Source organism: Hyphomonas sp. (genome assembly GCF_037969335.1).
Lineage (GTDB): Bacteria > Pseudomonadota > Alphaproteobacteria > Caulobacterales > Hyphomonadaceae > Hyphomonas.
Genome location: NZ_JBBKXE010000180.1, coordinates 1 through 17,992, shown reverse-complemented (window position 1 = coordinate 17,992; position 17,992 = coordinate 1). Strand labels below are relative to the sequence as shown.

Sequence of the window (17,992 nt, the reverse complement as noted above, 5' to 3'; positions counted from 1 at the left end):
GTCGCCAAGGACAGCCACAATCTCCAGGCCGAACTCCTGCTGCGCCATCTCGGCCATATCAGCGAAGACGGCAGCGCCGAGGCCGGCCTCGCCCGCGTCACCGCCCTGCTGGCAGACGCGGGCATCCGCCCCAATGGCTACGACCTGTTCGACGGTTCCGGCATGTCGGTCTATAACCGCACCAGCCCCCGTACGATTGTCAGCCTGCTGACCTATGCCGCCACGCAGGACTGGGGCGACAACTGGAAAGACACGTTCCCTGTCGGCGGCACCGACGGCTCCCTCACCCGCCGCTTCCGGGGCACACTCCTCGAGGGCAACATCTTCGCCAAGACCGGTGCCCTCAAAGGCACCAACGCCCTCTCCGGCTACCTGACCGCCGCCAGCGGCCAGACGCTGGTCTTCGCGATGATCGCCAACGAGCGCCCCCTGGCGGTCTCATCCGCCACACCGATGATGGACGCAGCGCTGGTGCGGATCGCGGAGGGGAATTAAACCTTTCTCTCCTCTCCTCTCCTCTCCCTCGGGAGAGGGGCTAGGGGTGAGGGGCAACGTCGCCGCCAGCACCACTATTCGTGGCGCGCCTGATGCCCCTCATCCCCAACCCTTCTCCCAAAGGAGAAGGGGGCAGTCGCTGCGCCGCTTCTTTCCGCCCCCTTATCCAACCCATATCCCACCCGCGCTATGCTGCGCCGCATGAGACATCCGTCCGATATCATCCATCACTGCCTCGAACAGGCGCGGCTTTAGCTGTGGGCGGTGATCAACATGACCAATGCGCACCTACGCCCGCTCACCTTGCGGCGCAGCCTGAAGCAGAAGGCCTCGGGACGGCTGAAGCAGCTTGAGATCATTGTGCGGCAGAGCGCATGGTGTTGAACCTGACTCTGCGTTCAGTACCATCTTTGATGATTGAAATGATTTTGCTCAGAGGAATGGAATGAAGCGAATTGCTGCAGACTTGGTATCCGCCAGAAATGTGACATCGCCCTGATGATTCATGCCTCGCCAGGCGTCGTGGCTTCAAAATCTGAGCTCGCAAAGACCTCGTTCAGGATACGTCGTGTCAAAGCTGTTTGCCCTGGCAATCCCAGGCTCACAACCGCTTAGCCTGAATCTGCTTTCGCGATCAGTCCATCCTCAATCTGTATACGTTCATCGCAGTATGCTGCGATATTTTCGTCATGTGTCGAGATCAAAAAGGTCGCCTGATCGTCCCGGTTAATCTCTTTCAAGAGCATCATCACCTGATCGCTCGTTTTGCGATCCAGATTTCCCGTTGGCTCGTCGGCAAGAACCAGGTTTGGACTGTTTATAAGCGCTCTCGCGATAGCGACGCGTTGCTTCTGGCCTCCCGAGAGTCGTGTGGCTAGAAAATTCTTTCGATCAGACAGGCCGACCCGATCGAGCAGCATTTGGCTGCGTTCCTTGACGTCACGCTTGAGCCGTCCGGCTGGCGCTGCCGCAGGAAAGGCGACATTTTCCAACGCAGTAAAGTCAGGCAACAGGTTGTGATACTGAAATACGAATCCGAGATGTCGGTTGCGGTAACGAGACAAGACCGCGTCCGGAAGTCCGGCAAGGGGCTGGTTTAAAAGTGTGAGCTCACCCGATGTTGGTTGCATCAACAGGCCAAGGATATTCAAAAGCGTTGATTTGCCCGAGCCTGATGCGCCTTGTAGTGCGATCATACGACCTTTGGGAAGGACAAGATCGATGCCTTTCAGAACGCGCGTCTCTTCATCGCCGTTCCTGAAGGTCTTGATGATGCCTTCGGCTTTGAGAACAATGTCGTTCATTGCTGTATTGCGTCAACAGGGTCGACAGCGGCTGCTGCTCGGGCGGGCAGGACGGCCGCGAGCGCTGCGCCGATGATCGTAAGCGTGATGACAAGAGCGTAGCCGCCTTCCGATGGCGCAATGGGCAAAGATGGGCGCCCGTTCGCGCCTTGGATTGAGGCTAAAGTCACACACAGCTGATAGCCTAAGCCTGCGCCGAGTAGTGCAGAGATGCCGCCGATGAGGATGCCCTGCAAGACAAATACGCCAGCAACAAATCGGCGCGAAATGCCCACCGCGCGCATAATTCCTATCTCGGCGCGGCGGCGATAGCTGGACAGGAGGAGCGCACTGGAGATCGAGATTATAATCGCGATCATCGCGAAGCTCTGGATAAAGACACCGGTGCGCCCCTGGGCATCGGTCGCTTCCTCCAGTGTCTTGTTCTTTTCCTGCCAGGGGGTCGCCTTCAAACCAGTGGCGTCCTGCAGGGCCTTTGCGACACGTGGAGCCTCATCAGGATCGTCGAGCTTGATCGAGATGGTCGTCACGCCATTGGGCAAATCAAAGAGAGGTCGCGCAGCTCCAATTGATATATAGGCCACCCGTCGATCGAGGCTCGAGACACCCGACTTGAAAATGCCGGTTATCGGAATCAGCCTTTCGGCGCCGCGTTCCGAGCGCATCAAGACTGGCCCACCCACAGCTAAATTGAGTTCTTCTGCCAACTCCACACCGACCAACAATCCACCTGCGGAGAGATCCGCGTTGCCTGCGATCAGATTGGACGACAAGTCGGCCATGGCATCGATTTTGTCAGGCGACACCCCTTGAACAGCAACCGGTAGAACCGCTTCACCGCGGGTCAGAAATGCATTGCCGTCGATGGTCGGGCTGACCGTCTTAACTCCGGGCATCTTTTCCGCGAGTTCCAGAACCTGTTGCCAGTTGCGAATCTGCTTGCGGCGAAATGTCGATACCGGTGCGGCCACGAAACGATCATTATCTGTCAGGACACGAGACACGGTATTGGGCGGCTCAAGCTCCACATGAGCGATCTTGCTCGTAACTTCGGCCGTGAGATAGAGTGCTAGCCCGTTGATGAGTGCCGTGATGAAGACAAAGACGACAACGCTAAGGGCGACTCCTGAAATCAGCAGCGTGGTTTGTATGATGTTTGAGGTCAGATACCGCAACGCCACTTTCGAAAGAAACAGCATCAGCGCACCTGTCGCGCAACTGGTTCAATTGGTTTGACCGGTATGCCGGAAGTAACCCGAAGCGAATCCAGGATAACCTGGTCGCCTGCCTCAAGACCCGACTTGATCACGACGGACACGCCTGGCCAATCAATGAAGCTGACCTCGCGGGCAGCGGCCTTGCCGTTCTCGACGACATAAACGCGCCATGCGCCGCCTTCCCGGACCAAAGCGCTGCGCGGAACACTCAGTGTCCGATCGATCTTCTCGACAAGAATATTCACGTCGACGGACCGGCCTGGCAGGAAGGCGTCATTGTCTTTGTTCGGCAGAAGTCGGACGATTCGACCACCTGTTAGCGGGTCTATTCGTGGTGCGATTTCTGTCAGTGTCGCTTCATGCACATCGTTTGACCCGGACGGAGCCAGGAACGCAGTCATGCCAACCTGCAACTTGTCGGCATAATATTCATCGACTTCAGCTTCTATTTCGACGGCATCTTGCGAACCTATCTGGAAAATTATGTCTGTAGTCCCTACCACCTGACCGGGGTCGAGGGGGCGGGACAGGATGATGCCTTGCATAGGTGCGCGTACATCATATTCACCAACGCGGGCCTGAGCCTGGATAATTGCGGCTTGTGCAGCCTTTTGGTTGGCCTTCGCGGTCGCGAGATTGGCACGCGCCTCGTCCAGGGCGGCCGGGGCGAGCAGTCCTTTATCTGCGAGCGTTTCGGTTCGGGTGAGTTGGACCTGAGCAAGCGCGACTTCAGCTTCTAGTGCCTGCAACTGGGCGCGGTTGACGGATAGGCTTGCCTGCTCTTCATCCGACTGGACATGCGCGAGAACGTCTCCCGCCTCCACGAGGTCGCCCTCATCATGCATCATTTCCTTGATCGCGCCAGGCCGTTCGGAACGGATATCGACAACGGCCTGACTGCGGACACGTCCGACAACGGCCAGAACCAGCTGGGCCGGCTCGATCTGTAATTCAACGGTCGCAACTTTCGTAGGACTGCGTGCACCGAAGACGATGGAGTACGCGAAATAGCCGCCCAAAAGAAGCGAAATACCGAGAAGGCCCAGTTTAAGGTATTTGTTCATTTGTGCTGTCGAATGCCGCGGCGAAGCCAGTATATGGGCATTCATGCCTCTGATAACAAAAGAAAAATGAGGTGTTCGGTGTCGCGATGATACACGGCGGTCCCGGGCGCGCCAGCGCGCGCTAAAGCCCCAAAGGAATCTGCGCTTTAGTCTCGCCTATGTATGCTGGTCAATGCGCCAATTATCGCTTCACGAACGTCGCTCGGCTGGGAATCAACCGCCTTGCCCAGAACCAACAACTGGCTCCGGAGAGTGTGGACCTGATCGAGTAGCGTGCAGACGATCCCGAGCCCTTCGGTGCTCAGGTCAAAATCATCGGCGAGATCGCACAACAGCTCAAGGCGGGCGATGTCAGTCACGTCAAACCTTTCGTTGCGATCGTCGACGGTCCTGACCAGGCCTTCGCTGATCCAGCAGGACAGGCGATCAGCCGACAGGCGGCGTACGTGGACAATCAGCTCTTCTTGCGTGAAAAATTCGACGTCTGTCATAGATCCACTCCTTTGGCCCATGTTGCCCGCGCATCGAACGGATGGCGCTTCGACCATGATTCGAGCGCAACCTTGATGTCATCATCGAAAGTGCTCGCATCAGGCAAAACGACTGACAGCTCGACATATTGATGCCCCGCCGACCGCCCCTTTGCCTTTATCCCCTGGTGCTTAAGCCTGAGCTTCTGGCCTGTACTTGCGCCGGGCGGGATCGTGAGCTTGAGCGTCCCGTGCAAGGTGGGAACTTCGATCTTCGCTCCCAGCGCGGCTTCGGTCAGGCTGATCGGCACGGTGATCGAGATATTATCGCCATCCCGATGAAACAATGCGTGGCTTTGCACCGCAATGTCGATCAGGGCATCACCGGCGGGGCCGCCATTGAAACCGCCATCGCCCTTGCCCTTCAGCCGCAAAGTCTGGCCATCCCGCAGCCCTGCGGGAATCGTGACTTTGAGATCTGATCCATCGGGCATGGCCAGCATGCGTTCGCCGCCCCTAGCGGCTTCGAGAAAGGACACAGACAAGGAATAGTGCCGGTCCCGGCCGGGCATGGGTCTGTTGGCTTGCGCGCGCTCGCCTGCGCGGGCGCGCCTTAAAAGTTCGGCAAAAATATCCGATTGATCCCCGAAGTCTGCAAAACTTTCGTGGTCTTCGTAGCGGTTGCCTCCGGCGGCTCCAGCATGTTCGCGATAATAGGGGCGCTGCTGCGCCTCTTGACCGGACGCGTCAATTTCTCCGCGGTCGTAACGCTCGCGGAGCTTTTCGTCACCGATAATCGAGTAGGCCGCGGAAAGGGCCTTGAAGCGGTCACTCGCACTCGTTTTGCCCGGGTTGAGGTCGGGGTGGTGTTCCTTTGCCGCCTTGCGGTAGGCTTTCTTGATCTCGGCCGCACTTGCGTCGCGAGATACGCCCAGAACGTCATAGAGGCTTTCAGCCATGGCGGTCTATTTCCCCGAAAATCTCAAAAATCTAAGTTTATAACGTCCTTGTTAGTTTCAATGGGACAGGAATTCCATGTGACAAATACCTAGATCGCAGTGATTGTGTGCTCCCTTCGGGTGCCTTCGTCGATCTGGCTGCTGCGCGCGGCCTTGGTCTTGAATCACCAATCGTGCGAGGCAAATTCGGTCTGACCAGACGTCCGCATTCAAGCAACACGCTCTATTGACGGATGTCGAAGTTTGAGCGCGTTCCACCAGCTTTCCAAGCGATCCGGATCAACAAGCGCGACGATGCAGCCACCGAACCCGGCGCCAGTTATGCGAGCGCCATCAGCGCCAAGGCCGATTGCGTCTGCGACGAGATCGTCGATTCCCGGGACTGACACCTCCATGTCATCGCGAAGCGACGCGTGGCTTTCATTCATGATCCGCCCAAAGCCAGAACGGTCGGCCGTTCGGAGTGCCTCAATGGCGGATCGAGAGCGTTTTGCTTCGGAAATTGCATGCCGAGCCCGTTTGAGGAGCGGCTCCACCAGGGTATCGGTCGATTGCAGGCTGGCGCTGCACAAATAGTCCACACCCAGTGCAGCGGCAGATTCAAGGCACTCGTTGCGACGGACCCGATACCGACCGTCAGAAAGCGACCGGCGAATGCCTGAGTGAACCACGACAACGGTCCATGTCTCCGGCAGGTCCAGCAGAAAATACGTGCAATCGCTCGTATCCAGTGCCAGCACCTTTCCGGGCTCACCCAGCGCGACAGCCATCTGATCCATGATACCGCACGGCACGCCGATGAAGTTGTTCTCGATTTCCTTGGCTGCGAAAGCGAGTGCGTCTCCATCGATGTCGGCAAAGCCTGCGCTCGTCGCTTTTAGCGTCGCGACGATGATCGCGGCTGACGATGACAGGCCGGCGCCTGCAGGAATACCGCTTTCGACGCTCACGTCCTGACCGTTCTCGATCCAGTTTCGATTTCGCGCATATTGCAGGGCGCCGCGGACATAATCTGACCAATGGTCTTCGGCGGGTGCATCGACAGCGAAATCCGGGCAGACTGCGAAGCCTGGCGATTTGATCCGGTCCACGGACGAGCCATTGCTGGCTACCTGCACGGTCACGGATGGTTGCAGCGTCATTGGCAGAACGATGCCGCCGTTAAAATCGATCCACTCACCGATGAGGTTTACGCGGCATGGAACCGTTGCTTCCCGCGTGATGGGATTGGCGGTGTTTGTCATAGCGACCGGAGCCTTTCTGCGGCCTGTTCCGGAACGACATCGACTGTGAACACACCGGTAAACTGTTCCACGCTGGCAAGGTATTTGAGACGCCCCGCATCTCGCATGACAGGGAAGAACTGTACCGTGAACTGAAAATCGTCTCCAGAGTCGCGCGGCGCAGCCTGAAAGCTCATCATATAGGGCATTGGCGCGTCGAACAGGCTGTCCAGGCGCCGCGGGATATCGCCGAGCATGCGAGCGAGGGCCTCTACACCTTCTGCGTCCAGGTCCCATGGGCCACGGCAGGGCCGGTTGGGCATGATCCATGTCTCAAATGGAAAACGTGCGAAGGGCGGGGAGAAGGCAACGAAGCTATCATCCGATACGACATCGAAGACACCCTCCCAAGACGCATGATCTGCTATAAGGTCATAGCCGGATGCGAATGCGCGGGCAGCGGCTGCCTGCGGTTCCGGGACGCTGGGAAATGCATATATCTGGCCATGAGGGTGGGGCAGAGTCACACCGACTTCCTGCCCTCGGTTCTCGAATGGCAAGACATACGCGGCGCCTTCATCGAAAAGTGTCTTGTACCGGTCAATCAGCGCCTCAATGAATAATACGCGCCGCGCGTGCCCTACGGTCTGAAGGCTGCCTTCGGATTCGGAGGTATAAACAATAACTTCGCATCGCCCGTTTGCAGGTCCTGTTGCCCATCGGCTTGGCGCGGCGGCAACTTCGTTGGACTGGAGGCTGGAGAACTGATTGTCGAAAACAGCGAGTTCGAAGTCCGAAAAGGGGATCTCTGTGGCGTCGGATCCTGGTCGTCCGGGCGCGAGAGGATCTGCCGAGTTTGCGGGCATGAAGGGGCGTGCCTGGCGATGAGGCGAGTATATGGCCCATGTATTGCGAAGTGGATCTCGGCGAAGTTCGGAGCGATGATTGCCCAGACCCACAAGCTCAGGGCCTGACTCGCCTGAGGGCGGCTCAAACCCGTAGAGCGAAACATTGCGTCCATCGGACTTGGTGTGATCGCGCCGGTACAGTTGCTTCGCGCGTCCTTCCAGCTTCACCACGGTTTTGCCTTGATCCATAGGGGGTACCAATACTCAGTTCCAATTTGCACCCAATTAAATCATGCTGGATGGATTGCGATAGGGTTGTCAGATACTCACTCGTGCGGCTGGTGTGTTAACACAAGGAAATTGTCTTGGATTCATGTTCGATCAGTGGAGATGGTCTGGCTTGCATTGTAGCCCTGGTCGCCGGATCAGGTTTCACAGTGGCGTTTTTGGGACCGGCGGGCGCGACGGATGGCGTTCGGCACAGAGATCCTGAAAAGTTGCCCGCAAGTCCTGATGTGATCCAGGGCGCCAGTCTCATGGCACAAAGAGGTGCGGGATACGCTGGCCTCGGTGTCCTGGACGCGGTTTGCCTGCCTGGGGGCCGCGCGGTCAGGCTTCGCCCATCGGGGATGCGCAAGGTCTCTGACACGATGCTTGTGCTGATGGCTGAGGATCCTGACTGCGATGTTCAAGCGGAATCCTGCCTCGAAATCTCGGATGGCCTGTTGTCTATCGAGACCCGAGTGTCGCATGCTGGATCCGGAACCCTGCACATCCACCGCTGCGCTGCGGGCCTGATGCCGCTGGATGATTGGAGCAGCGACGTCATCGTTTCCTTCGGTGCCTGGGGCCGGGAAGGGCATTCTTCCCGGATGCCCATCACTTCAGGGCGAATACAGTCGGTATCGCGGCTCGGGCGATCCGGTTTTGATGGCTCTCCCGCGATGCTGGTGTGTGAACGCTCGGCAGATGCTGAGAATGGGCGCGCCATAGCCGCCCATCTGGCTTGGAGTGGCAGTCATTCGGTCAGCGTTGAACGCCTGCCTGATGGCTCGACAGAGCTTTGCGCTGAAGCGCTTTATGAGCCAGGCGAAATTCAACTCGCCACCGGCGAGCAACTTGTGACCCCTAAACTCCTGATCGCGGTGGCCGAGAATGGATTCCATGAGTTGAGCGACAGGCTGCATGCGTTCGCCCGCACACGGTCACGTGCAGTGTCCCGACCCGTGCATTTCAACACATGGGAGGCTCGCTACTTTGACTTTACGGAAGCATCCCTTTGTAAACTCGCAGAACAGGCCGCCGAACTCGGTGCCGAACGGTTTGTGCTCGACGATGGCTGGTTTACCGGGCGACGGGATGACACGAGCAGCTTGGGCGATTGGGAGCCGGATGCCGACCGGTTCCCGCAGGGGCTTAGTCCGCTCATCCGCAAAGTGCATGGCCTCGGAATGACGTTCGGACTTTGGGTCGAGCCGGAAATGGTCAGCCGCAAGAGCGCGCTTTATCGCGCGCATCCGGAATGGGTCATGGGGTATCCTGATCCCGATGCCCCGACTGGACGAAACCAGCTCGTTCTCGACCTGTCGAACACCGATGTGCAGGACTATTTGTGCGAGACCCTTTCCAAATGCCTGGACGTTGGCGGTATTGAGTACCTCAAATGGGATTGTAACCGAGAGCTATACCCGGCAGTGATTGACGGACAGTTTTGCGCGCACTCTCAGACACTCGGCGTTTACGCGTTGATGGAGAGATTGCAGTCAAGGTTTCCTGAACTTGAAATCGAAAGTTGCGCCAGCGGTGGCGGACGGATTGATTTTGGCATTCTCCCCCATGTGACGCGGTTCTGGGCAAGCGATTCGACAGATGCGCTAGATCGAATTCGGATCAACAAGGACCTTTCCCGGTACATTCCGATTGAAATGATTGGTTCGCATGTCGGACCGTCGCCCAACCACATGACGGGCCGGATGTTCTCAATGCGTTTTCGGGCATTGGTAGCCATGTTCGGGCACTTCGGACTGGAGCTGGATCCTTCTGTCTTGTCGGAGCGCGACAAGGCAATGCTTGCAACCTCGATCAAGGTCTACAAGCGGTTCCGGGACTGGATGCATGCCGGTCGCGTCCGGGCGCTGCCCGTTTCCGACGAGCACCTTGATGTGACGCTGGTCGAATCGATTGACGCCGGACATGTTCTGGTTCGTGTCCTGAGAGTGGGTATGTCGGATCGGCCGGTTCAAAGGAAGATTGCCGTTCAATGGCTTCAGCCGGGTCGTTCATATGATGTTTGGGAAGTGGCGCTCGGTGGTGGGCAGGATATCCCGATAGGCCGCTATTCGGCAGAAGGATTGGCTTGGTCGGGACTTGATATGGATCCTGGCAAGCCCAACCAGGGACGGCTATTTTATCTCCAGCGCCTCGAGGCAACTCCATGATGAAACTCGGTGTTTGTTACTATCCAGAGCACTGGCCGGAATCCGATTGGGTAGATGACGCGCGGCGCATGAAGAAGCTTGGCTTGGACCGTGTGCGGATCGGAGAGTTCGCATGGTCGCAGATTGAGCCGACGCCTGGCGCGTATGATTGGTCCTGGCTCGACAGAGCCATATCAGTCCTCCATGCGGAAGGACTGGAGGTCATACTTTGCACGCCGACGGCGACGCCGCCGAAGTGGCTTGTTGACCAGCATCCGGACATTCTGCCTTGGGACAAGCACGGCCATCCGAAGCAATTCGGGTCGCGCCGGCACTACTGCTTTTCATCTCCGATCTACCGCCGCGAAAGCGCTCGGATCGTGTCGGCGTTGGCGGCTCGGTATGGGGAGCATCCTGCAGTCGTGATGTGGCAGACGGACAATGAGTACGGGCATCATGACACGCATGAGAGCTTTTCGCCGGATGCTGTGCGTGCGTTCCGCGTGTGGCTTCAGCGCCGGTACAAGTCGATTGAGGCGTTGAATGCGGCTTGGGGCACGTCTTTCTGGTCCCAGATGTATCGGTCGTTCGACGAAATAGACCCGCCGAATGCGACCGTGACGGAAGCGAACCCCTCCCACCGCCTCGATTTTCGCAGGTTTTCGAGTAACGCGATTTGCGCATTCAACAAGGAGCAGGTCGATATTCTTCGTCGGCTGAGTCCCGGCAGGCCGATTGCACACAACTATATTGGAGACTTCACGCGTCTCGACCATCATGAGATTGGCGCCGGGCTGGATGTCGCGACCTGGGATAGCTACCCGATTGGATTACTTAGCGAGGGAAACGGTAGCAAGGAGAACAAGGTCCGGTGGCTGCGTTCGGGGCATCCGGATTTTGCAGCGTTCAACCATGATGTTTTTCGAAACTGCTCACCCCATTGGGGCGTGATGGAGCAGCAGCCGGGACCGGTAAACTGGGCGACGCACAACGCGGCGCCGGCTCCAGGCATGGTCCGCTTGTGGACATGGGAGGCGTTTGCCCACGGTGCAGATTTTGTGAGCTACTTTCGTTGGCGACAGGTTCCGTTCGGCCAGGAGCAGATGCACGCCGGACTCCTGACGCCCGACCGACGCGATACTCGCGCCGTTTCAGAAATCCTTCAGTTGTCGCAAGAACGCGAGAAAGTCGGCGCGCCGGAGCGGCACTGTCCACCCGTCGCAATCGTTCTCGATTACCCCAGCCTTTGGCAGCATGAAATTCAGCCGCAAGGACGGTCCGGATCGGTCCTGGAGATGAGCCGAGTGGTCTATTCCGCCTGTCGCCGACTAGGGCTCGACGTCGACCTTGTTCCACCCAGTTCTGATTTTGATGGGTATGAAATCGTCATACTCCCAAGTGTGCCGATATTGGATGCGGGCCTGTGTCGTCGGCTGAAAGATGCCGGTGCGACTGTTCTCGCAATGCCGCTGACGGGCTCGCGCACGCAGGATGGCCATATTCCCACAGAACTGGCGCCCGGGTCGTTTTCGGACCTGCTGCCCATGCGCATTGAAATGTTCGAAAGCCTGCCGCCATTCGTCAGCCTGAATGTCGAGGTGGACGGCAAGCCGTATGTCGCCAGCCAATGGCGGGAGTCGATTGTCAGCGAGGCCGAGCAACTTGCATGGTTCGAGAATGGTGAGCCCGCGTGGGTCCGGTATGGACACGCTCACTACCTTGCGTGCTGGCCTGGCGATGAACTCCTTTCGCTTGTGCTGCGTCGCCTATGTCAGGAGGTGCGCCTCGAAATTCGGGAAACCGGCTTTGATATACGTCTGCGTCGAGCCGGAAGCGTTCAGTATGCATTCAATTATGGAGCAGACGTTTTCGACCTTGGGGATCTCGGTGCCCCTGCCGGGTTGGAATCCTACCTGATAGGTGGGCGGCAGATCGAAGGGGCCGGCGTTTCAGCCTGGCGCATTGGTTGAAATCGAAGTCTTGAATGTATTGTCAGTCGAACGCGAACGAGTCTCCGTTATTCGGGGATGCGCGCGCACGGCTGCCTGGTTTGCGTCAAACGGGCGTCGTCGCACGTGAAGACGAATGGATACGCAGCAGCTGGATCCGAACGCATCGATTGATGAGTTGGTCGGGCCTCAGCCAGAAAGCAATTCCGCGCTGAGGCGGTCACGCAGGTCCCGTTTGATGAACTTTCCGCTGGCATTCCGCGGCAGGGCGTCTTCCAGAAACCATATGTAACGAGGCGACTTGTGCTTCGCCATTATCGACTGGCAATGATCCCGAAGCGCTTGCTCTGAAAGCTTTTCGCCAGGCTTCAGTACCACGGCAATCCCGACTTCTTCGCCGAGGCGTTCATCGGGCACGCCAAACACGCAACACTCAGCGACGGCGTCGTGTCTGTAAACCGTTGCTTCCACCTCGGCGCAATAGATGTTCTCTCCCCCGCGCAGGACCATGTCCTTCTTGCGGTCGACGATGAAGATGAAGCCATCTTCGTCGATACGGGCAATGTCGCCTGTGTGAAGCCAGCCATCGGTAATCGATTCGGCGGTGGCCTCAGGCCGGTTGATGTATCCCTTGATCACGGATGAGCCTTTGATCCACAATTCGCCAACCTGGCCAGGCTTCAATGTATTGCCATCATCATCGACGCATTTGGCTTCAAAGTTGGGCATCGCGGGACCGGCGCTGTCGGGCTTGTCGACAAAGAAATCCGCTGCGATCGAGGTGATGATCCCGCAGGTTTCGGTCATGCCGTAGCCGGTGCTAGGACGCGCCGTTGCCACCTGGGACTCGATCTTGTGCACCAGGTCCGGTGGCACCTGTGCGCCGCCGCCGGACAGCGAGGTCAGGCTCGACGTGTCGGTGGCCGCGAAGTCGGGATGGCCGATCAGTTCGCGCGCCATGACGGGCACGCCGCTCATCGACGTCACTCGTTCCCTGGCGATCAGGCGTAGCGCCTCGCCGGCATCCCAGCGGTACATCAGCACCAGCGCGCCGCCAGCGGCTGTGGTGGCATACGCGCCGCAATTATTGGCGGTTACGTGGAACAGCGGTGTCGTGATCAATGTCGTCGGGATCGGAGGTGTGTCCGGGGGTGCCACGCCGGTTGCCTTTTGGGTCGCAAGCGCAGACGAGGCGGCGGCGTACATCAGGTTGAACAGGTTGGAAACGCAGCCCCGATGGGTGAGTTGTGCGCCTTTCGGGTTGCCTGTGGTGCCGGACGTATAGAAGATGCAGGCGTCGGATTCCGGATCGACCGACACGTCAGGCATGGCGCCGCCATGGGCAATGACGTCAGACCAGGGTGTCACAGCGTCTGGCGCGTCCGGGATACGGACGCCCACCAGCTTCAGGTTCTCTGTCAGGTCCGGGCGTTCCTGCAATCGATCAAGGCGTTCGGTGTCGAGGAACAGGACCTTGGGTTCGGAGTCGGAAATCGCATAAGCCATCTCTTCTGTGGTCCACCACGCGTTCATGCCCACCACGGCGATCCCGGATGACACGCAGGCCCAGTAGATGAGCATCCATTCGGGATAGTTGCGCATCGCGATGGCAACGCGATCGCCTGACTGCACGCCTTGGGCGCTCAGCCACGATGCAATGGCGTTCACCTGCTCGTGAGCCTCGCCATAGGTCAGGCGTTCCTGTTCATAGATCAGGTAAGGTCGGTCGGCGAACTGGATCGTTGACAGCCAGACCTCTCGCACGTTGAGCGGCGCGTTCTTGTAAATGCGGATGCGGTTTCCGAGCACGTCAGTTTCAGTGATCTCGAACGGACCTTCTGCGCCGGTCAGCTCGTCGCACGCCTTGAGGAGTTCCTTATAATGCATGACTCTCTTCTATTCTCCCTGAAGTGCAATTCTTTGAACCTACACATACAGACGGATCGATGCCCGACAAGCTTTCCGCGACGTCGATCTACCTCATGAAATGGACCCCTCCGAGCTGACATGGAGCTGAATTTCACCAATCATCAGTCCGGCATGGCGCATCGCGAGGTCCAGGCACCAGCAGGCGGAGAAGGCACGTATGGCTAGCGCCTGTCGCCGTTACGGCTGTGCTGCCTTGTTCTCCGGCTTTGGCATGAGCAGGATAAACGCAAGAACAATGGCAAAGCCGCATGCGCAAACCAGGAAGCAGTCGCGAAAGGCCAGCACCATGGCTTCGCGGCGGACCGTTTCCGCGATGGGACGAAACGCGCTGATATAGGCCTGCTGAAACGGCTCTCCACTCGCCATTGCAGCCCACATGTTCTGCTGGTGTTGATAGAGGAGTTCCGGATTGCTTTCGGTCATCGCCGACGAAATGTGCTCGCCATGAAAGATATTTCGCCTTTGCAGCAGAATGGCCAGCATGGATACGCCAAACGCGCCGCCCACCTGCATCAGGAATGATGCCGCTCCCGCCGCGCTGGCGAGCAGGTTTGCTGGAACGCCGCGAATCGCCGTGGTGTTTGCCGGCGGCATGCAAAAGCTGATGCCGACGCGGCTGAGGATGATCCAGCCAATGAACGTCCAATAGGGGGTCGCCGCGCCGACACCCGCCATCAGATACATCGACGTGCCAAAGCAGATGACGCCAAATGCGAGCAATATCCGCGCGTCAAACCGGTCGCTGAGGCGTCCGGCAACCGGAAAGCCGACGATCATGGCAAGGCCGGCGGGGATCATCATCACGCCGGCGGATGTGGGTGAATAGTTTTGAACGACCTGGACAAAGATCGGGATGAGGTATGTCGAGCCATAAATTGCTGTTCCCGTGAACGCGATCACGACGCCCGCGGACGCAAATTGCCATTGCTTGAAGACATCAAGATTGAGGGCCGGGAAGGGATGTCGTTGTTCCCACCAAAAGAAAGCGATACCGGCCCCAAGCGACACGACCAGCCTGATGAGGGCCTTGTCAGAATACCAGCCATCGCGGTCACCATTTGCGATAGTTGATAATAACCCGACAACGGCGACAGCGATCAGAATGAGCCCTATCCAGTCAAGCGGTGGCGCCTTGGTGCCGCGAACACTGTCGCGTTCCGGCAAGAGGATGGCGGCCAGCGGCAGGGCGAGCACCGCGATGGGTACGGTCGCGATGAATACCAGACGCCAGCTGGACAGATCCACGGCAAAACCTCCGAGCGCCGGCCCGAAGGCGGGCGCGAGCACAACGCCGATGGAGAAAATACCAATGGCGGTTCCTCGCATCTTGTCCTGGAATGCCTGGAAGATGAGGAACATGGACATGGGTTGAAGCAGGCCCGCAGCCACTCCTTGCATGGCGCGCGCTATGATCAGGAATTCGAATGTGGAACTGATCGCTCCAAGTGCAGATCCGCTGATGAACAGTGCCAGCGCCACCAGATAGGTCGCCCGGGCGCCAAACGCGCTCATGGCCCAGGCATTGGCCAGCATCGCGATCGTCGAGGCGGCCAAGAATGCCGTGGACATCCACTGGGCCTTATCCTGTCCTAGGCCGAATGCACCGATAATCGATGGCAGGGCAACATTGATCGTTGTCGCTGCGAGCATGGTCGATAGCGACCCGCAGAGCAGGCTGAACAAGAGCAGCCAGCGATAGGAGGCCCCGAATGTGCGAAAGCGCTCACGCACTGCACGTCCGGCCGTGTTGGGAATATCGAGCGCGAGCGACAGGGCAGCGTCGTCTCGCTCTGCCCCGACAATCGCGTCCTCTCTTCCCAGAGTCACTTCTCTGCCTTGCGGCGTTCAATGGCGACCCGGACCATTGACCCAGGACGAAGATGCGTGTCGCCTGGATCAAGATCTACCCGAACGGGTATGCGCTGCGTGATTTTTGTGAACACGCCTGTCGCATTCGGATTGGGCATCAATGCGGCTTCGGCAACAGTCAGGTCACGGATCACAGAAACATGACCGGTGATATTTGCGCCAGGAGCGCTGTCGACTTTTATGTGTGCCGACGCACCCACTTTGACATACCGTACCTGTGTTTCCTTGATGTTGGCTGACACCCAGACTTTTCCCGGGTCGTGCAGCAGGGCGACACGAAACCCGGCCAGTGTCCGTTCGCCAGCGTCAAAAAACGTCTCATCCACGACCCCATCAATGGGGCTGCGGATCTGGTGTTTCTCGATGATCACCTTTTGGCCTTCAGTCTGGGCTCTGGCGCGCTGCAGGGCCGCTTCCAGAATGTTCAGGTCGTGTTCGACGAGGGACGCGTCGCTTTTGGAAATCACCGCTTCACGCTCTTTCGCTGCGGATGATGACAGGCGGGCTTCGGCCCCACGCAGGTTCTGTTGAGCGGCCAGTCGCTTGTTTTGAGCCTGCTCCCAGACGTTTTGTGTAATCAGTCCGGTTTCCTTGAGCCGCAGCTCACGATCATAGTCTTGCTGCGCCGCCATCAGGTCAGCTTTGGCCGCCTCTACTGCAGCCCGTGCTGATTGCACATCGGCGCGGCTGGCGTCGATGTGCGTTCCGGACCGCGAGCCGACAAGACCGAGCTGTGTTCGCTCCCGCTGGATTTGTGCAACAAGGCCATCTTCCTCTGCCAGGTATTCCGACAGCAAGTGTCGTGCCTCCCGGTCGTCAATCTGGTAGAGGAGGTCTCCAGTTTTCACCCTGTCTCCGGAGGCCACATATGCCGCTGTGATAGTACCTGAGACGTCGGCTGATACGGACAGGATGTCGGCGGCAATTCGTGCGTCGGATGTCGATACATAGTGAGAGCGATCAATCAACCAGGCACTGACCAGCGCGACTCCAAGTAGCAGCGACGTGATCGCCAGAATCAGGCGTGGGGCCAGTAGGCGCTTGCGCCAGCCAGGGGGCATCACCCATTTGGAGTCATATTCTGTTCGGATGGTCTTCTGGTCCATACGTGTCCCGTTATCTGCCGATATTTTGCGTCGATCCTCTTCAAGCAGGCGTTGCGGGACAATTTGCCGCCCGCCTTTCACAAAAGGCAAGATTGACGTTGGGGCGGCACTTTCAAGAATTCGCGTCGGGCGGAATAGGGCAACACTCCGAAAAGAAGCACTCTTGCTGCGACACCATCTTGGTAAATCTGTATGAACATTGCGGGCAATATCGCTTCTGGGGCGGGCGGCTTGTCGCCCAGGGATGAGTTCGGACAGGCTAAATTGTAGAGGTGTCGCCAGCCTTCGATATGGACCTTCGATTTGAAGTGCTCACAGTAGCGTACGCTCCCAAGGGTGCCTGTCAGTCCAATGCGAAGCCGTGATCTGCTCCCGCGAAATGCCCTCGGTTTGAGGTCAGTCTGTTCCCGATAGGAGTAGACGAATGAAGCAGGGCAAGTTCAGTGACCAGCAGATTGGCGGGATACTGAAACAGCATGTTGCCTCTTCGGCACCGCGCCGAAGACATATCGGTATCGACCGCATCGCATTCATGATGGCGGTGAGCGGCAGCGCATGCGCGAGATCGCGACAGGGGATGCACCTGCACCGTTCTGAGCAGGATTCTCCCGTTTGTTCACGTCTTGAACGGTCAGCTTCGAACGCATGATACGCGTTTGTGTCGTCTGCAAACAACCTGCATGCACCGTCGCTATTGGGAGTGCTGGCGGTGGTGTCGGGCTAAAAAGAACCAGTCTCCGAATTCGCGGCGCAGGGGGTACTATGCGACGAGAAGGTCGCGCCACTCGCGAAGGGCGACGTCGCATTTCTGTTTGAATCTTTTGCGGGAGTTGACGTGCTTTTCGAGGTTGAAGTGATTGTACACTGACGAATCAATTGAAACGAACTTTTGCAAACTTCTCATGCGCCGGAAACGGGACATCGCCCGCTCTCGCCTTCGGAACGGTACGTGAGAGTTCTCGGCGCGATTGTTGAAATGCCGGCCGGTCTCCTGGCGGCCCTCGTTCCCAATCATTTTCATTGGTGCCCGATAAGAAGGGCATCTGCCTGTCACGACGACATTCGGATTGCCGCATCTCTTCATTGCTTTCTTTAGGAGTTTCAATGTAGCGGCTTTGTCCCGTTTCTTTGTGACGTAGGAT

The 17,992-nt window shown here is 58.1% G+C and carries 15 protein-coding genes; 4 read left to right on the top strand and 11 right to left on the bottom strand.

Features of this window, described 5'->3' with window-relative positions; all coding sequences use genetic code 11:
* Nucleotides 1-495, top strand: a 495-nt coding sequence (dacB, locus tag AADA04_RS13515; RefSeq protein WP_340693800.1) for a D-alanyl-D-alanine carboxypeptidase/D-alanyl-D-alanine-endopeptidase, incomplete at its 5' end; no start/stop codon positions are given.
* Nucleotides 496-1,106: 611 nt separating this feature from the next.
* On the opposite strand, the gene AADA04_RS13510 is transcribed toward dacB, so the two are convergent.
* The 7 genes from AADA04_RS13510 to AADA04_RS13480 all read right to left on the bottom strand — a co-directional run bounded on the left by AADA04_RS13510 (nt 1,107) and on the right by AADA04_RS13480 (nt 7,598).
* Nucleotides 1,107-1,799, bottom strand: coding sequence for an ABC transporter ATP-binding protein (locus tag AADA04_RS13510; RefSeq protein ID WP_340693799.1), 693 nt, complete (start codon nt 1,797-1,799; stop codon nt 1,107-1,109).
* A complete protein-coding gene (locus tag AADA04_RS13505; RefSeq protein WP_340693798.1) occupies nt 1,796-2,998 on the bottom strand; it encodes an ABC transporter permease in 1,203 nt (400 codons plus the stop codon). The genes AADA04_RS13510 and AADA04_RS13505 overlap by 4 nt, the downstream gene beginning before the upstream one ends.
* Entirely contained in the window at nt 2,998-4,080 is a 1,083-nt protein-coding gene (locus AADA04_RS13500; RefSeq protein ID WP_340693797.1) for an efflux RND transporter periplasmic adaptor subunit, read from the bottom strand. Before AADA04_RS13500 ends, AADA04_RS13505 begins: the two co-directional genes overlap by 1 nt.
* Before the next feature lie 146 nt (nt 4,081-4,226).
* Nucleotides 4,227-4,571 (bottom strand): chaperone modulator CbpM, encoded by a 345-nt coding sequence (locus AADA04_RS13495; RefSeq protein ID WP_340693796.1) that lies wholly within the window; start codon nt 4,569-4,571, stop codon nt 4,227-4,229.
* Entirely contained in the window at nt 4,568-5,509 is a 942-nt protein-coding gene (locus AADA04_RS13490) for a DnaJ C-terminal domain-containing protein (protein ID WP_340693795.1), read from the bottom strand. The genes AADA04_RS13495 and AADA04_RS13490 overlap by 4 nt, the downstream gene beginning before the upstream one ends.
* A 209-nt stretch (nt 5,510-5,718) precedes the next feature.
* The gene (locus tag AADA04_RS13485) at nt 5,719-6,753 is read right to left on the bottom strand and encodes a galactokinase family protein (RefSeq protein ID WP_340693794.1); all 1,035 of its coding nucleotides are present in this window, start codon (nt 6,751-6,753) and stop codon (nt 5,719-5,721) included.
* The gene (locus tag AADA04_RS13480; RefSeq protein WP_340693793.1) at nt 6,750-7,598 is read right to left on the bottom strand and encodes a hypothetical protein; all 849 of its coding nucleotides are present in this window, start codon (nt 7,596-7,598) and stop codon (nt 6,750-6,752) included. The genes AADA04_RS13485 and AADA04_RS13480 overlap by 4 nt, the downstream gene beginning before the upstream one ends.
* A 518-nt stretch (nt 7,599-8,116) precedes the next feature.
* On the opposite strand from AADA04_RS13480, the gene AADA04_RS13475 reads away from it, so the two are divergent.
* Both AADA04_RS13475 and AADA04_RS13470 read left to right on the top strand, forming a co-directional pair.
* Nucleotides 8,117-10,018 (top strand): alpha-galactosidase, encoded by a 1,902-nt coding sequence (locus AADA04_RS13475; RefSeq protein WP_340693792.1) that lies wholly within the window; start codon nt 8,117-8,119, stop codon nt 10,016-10,018.
* Complete coding sequence (locus tag AADA04_RS13470) at nt 10,015-11,967, top strand: beta-galactosidase (RefSeq protein WP_340693791.1); 1,953 nt, start codon at nt 10,015-10,017, stop codon at nt 11,965-11,967. Before AADA04_RS13475 ends, AADA04_RS13470 begins: the two co-directional genes overlap by 4 nt.
* 168 nt (nt 11,968-12,135) lie before the next feature.
* On the opposite strand, the gene AADA04_RS13465 is transcribed toward AADA04_RS13470, so the two are convergent.
* From AADA04_RS13465 to AADA04_RS13455, 3 genes are all read right to left on the bottom strand, one after another.
* Nucleotides 12,136-13,833 (bottom strand): class I adenylate-forming enzyme family protein, encoded by a 1,698-nt coding sequence (locus AADA04_RS13465; RefSeq protein WP_340693790.1) that lies wholly within the window; start codon nt 13,831-13,833, stop codon nt 12,136-12,138.
* A 219-nt stretch (nt 13,834-14,052) separates the two neighbouring features.
* The gene (locus AADA04_RS13460) at nt 14,053-15,702 is read right to left on the bottom strand and encodes a DHA2 family efflux MFS transporter permease subunit (RefSeq protein WP_340693789.1); all 1,650 of its coding nucleotides are present in this window, start codon (nt 15,700-15,702) and stop codon (nt 14,053-14,055) included.
* The gene (locus AADA04_RS13455) at nt 15,699-16,850 is read right to left on the bottom strand and encodes an HlyD family secretion protein (protein ID WP_340693788.1); all 1,152 of its coding nucleotides are present in this window, start codon (nt 16,848-16,850) and stop codon (nt 15,699-15,701) included. Before AADA04_RS13455 ends, AADA04_RS13460 begins: the two co-directional genes overlap by 4 nt.
* Before the next feature lie 424 nt (nt 16,851-17,274).
* Between AADA04_RS13455 and AADA04_RS13450 the strand changes: the two genes are divergently transcribed.
* On the top strand, nt 17,275-17,499 hold the full coding sequence (locus AADA04_RS13450) for a hypothetical protein (protein WP_340693787.1): 225 nt from the start codon (nt 17,275-17,277) through the stop codon (nt 17,497-17,499).
* 111 nt (nt 17,500-17,610) lie between these two features.
* Here AADA04_RS13450 and AADA04_RS13445 read toward each other — a convergent pair whose 3' ends face one another.
* Nucleotides 17,611-17,934 (bottom strand): DDE-type integrase/transposase/recombinase, encoded by a 324-nt coding sequence (locus AADA04_RS13445; protein WP_340693801.1) that lies wholly within the window; start codon nt 17,932-17,934, stop codon nt 17,611-17,613.
* Between the last annotated feature and the right edge of the window lie 58 nt (nt 17,935-17,992).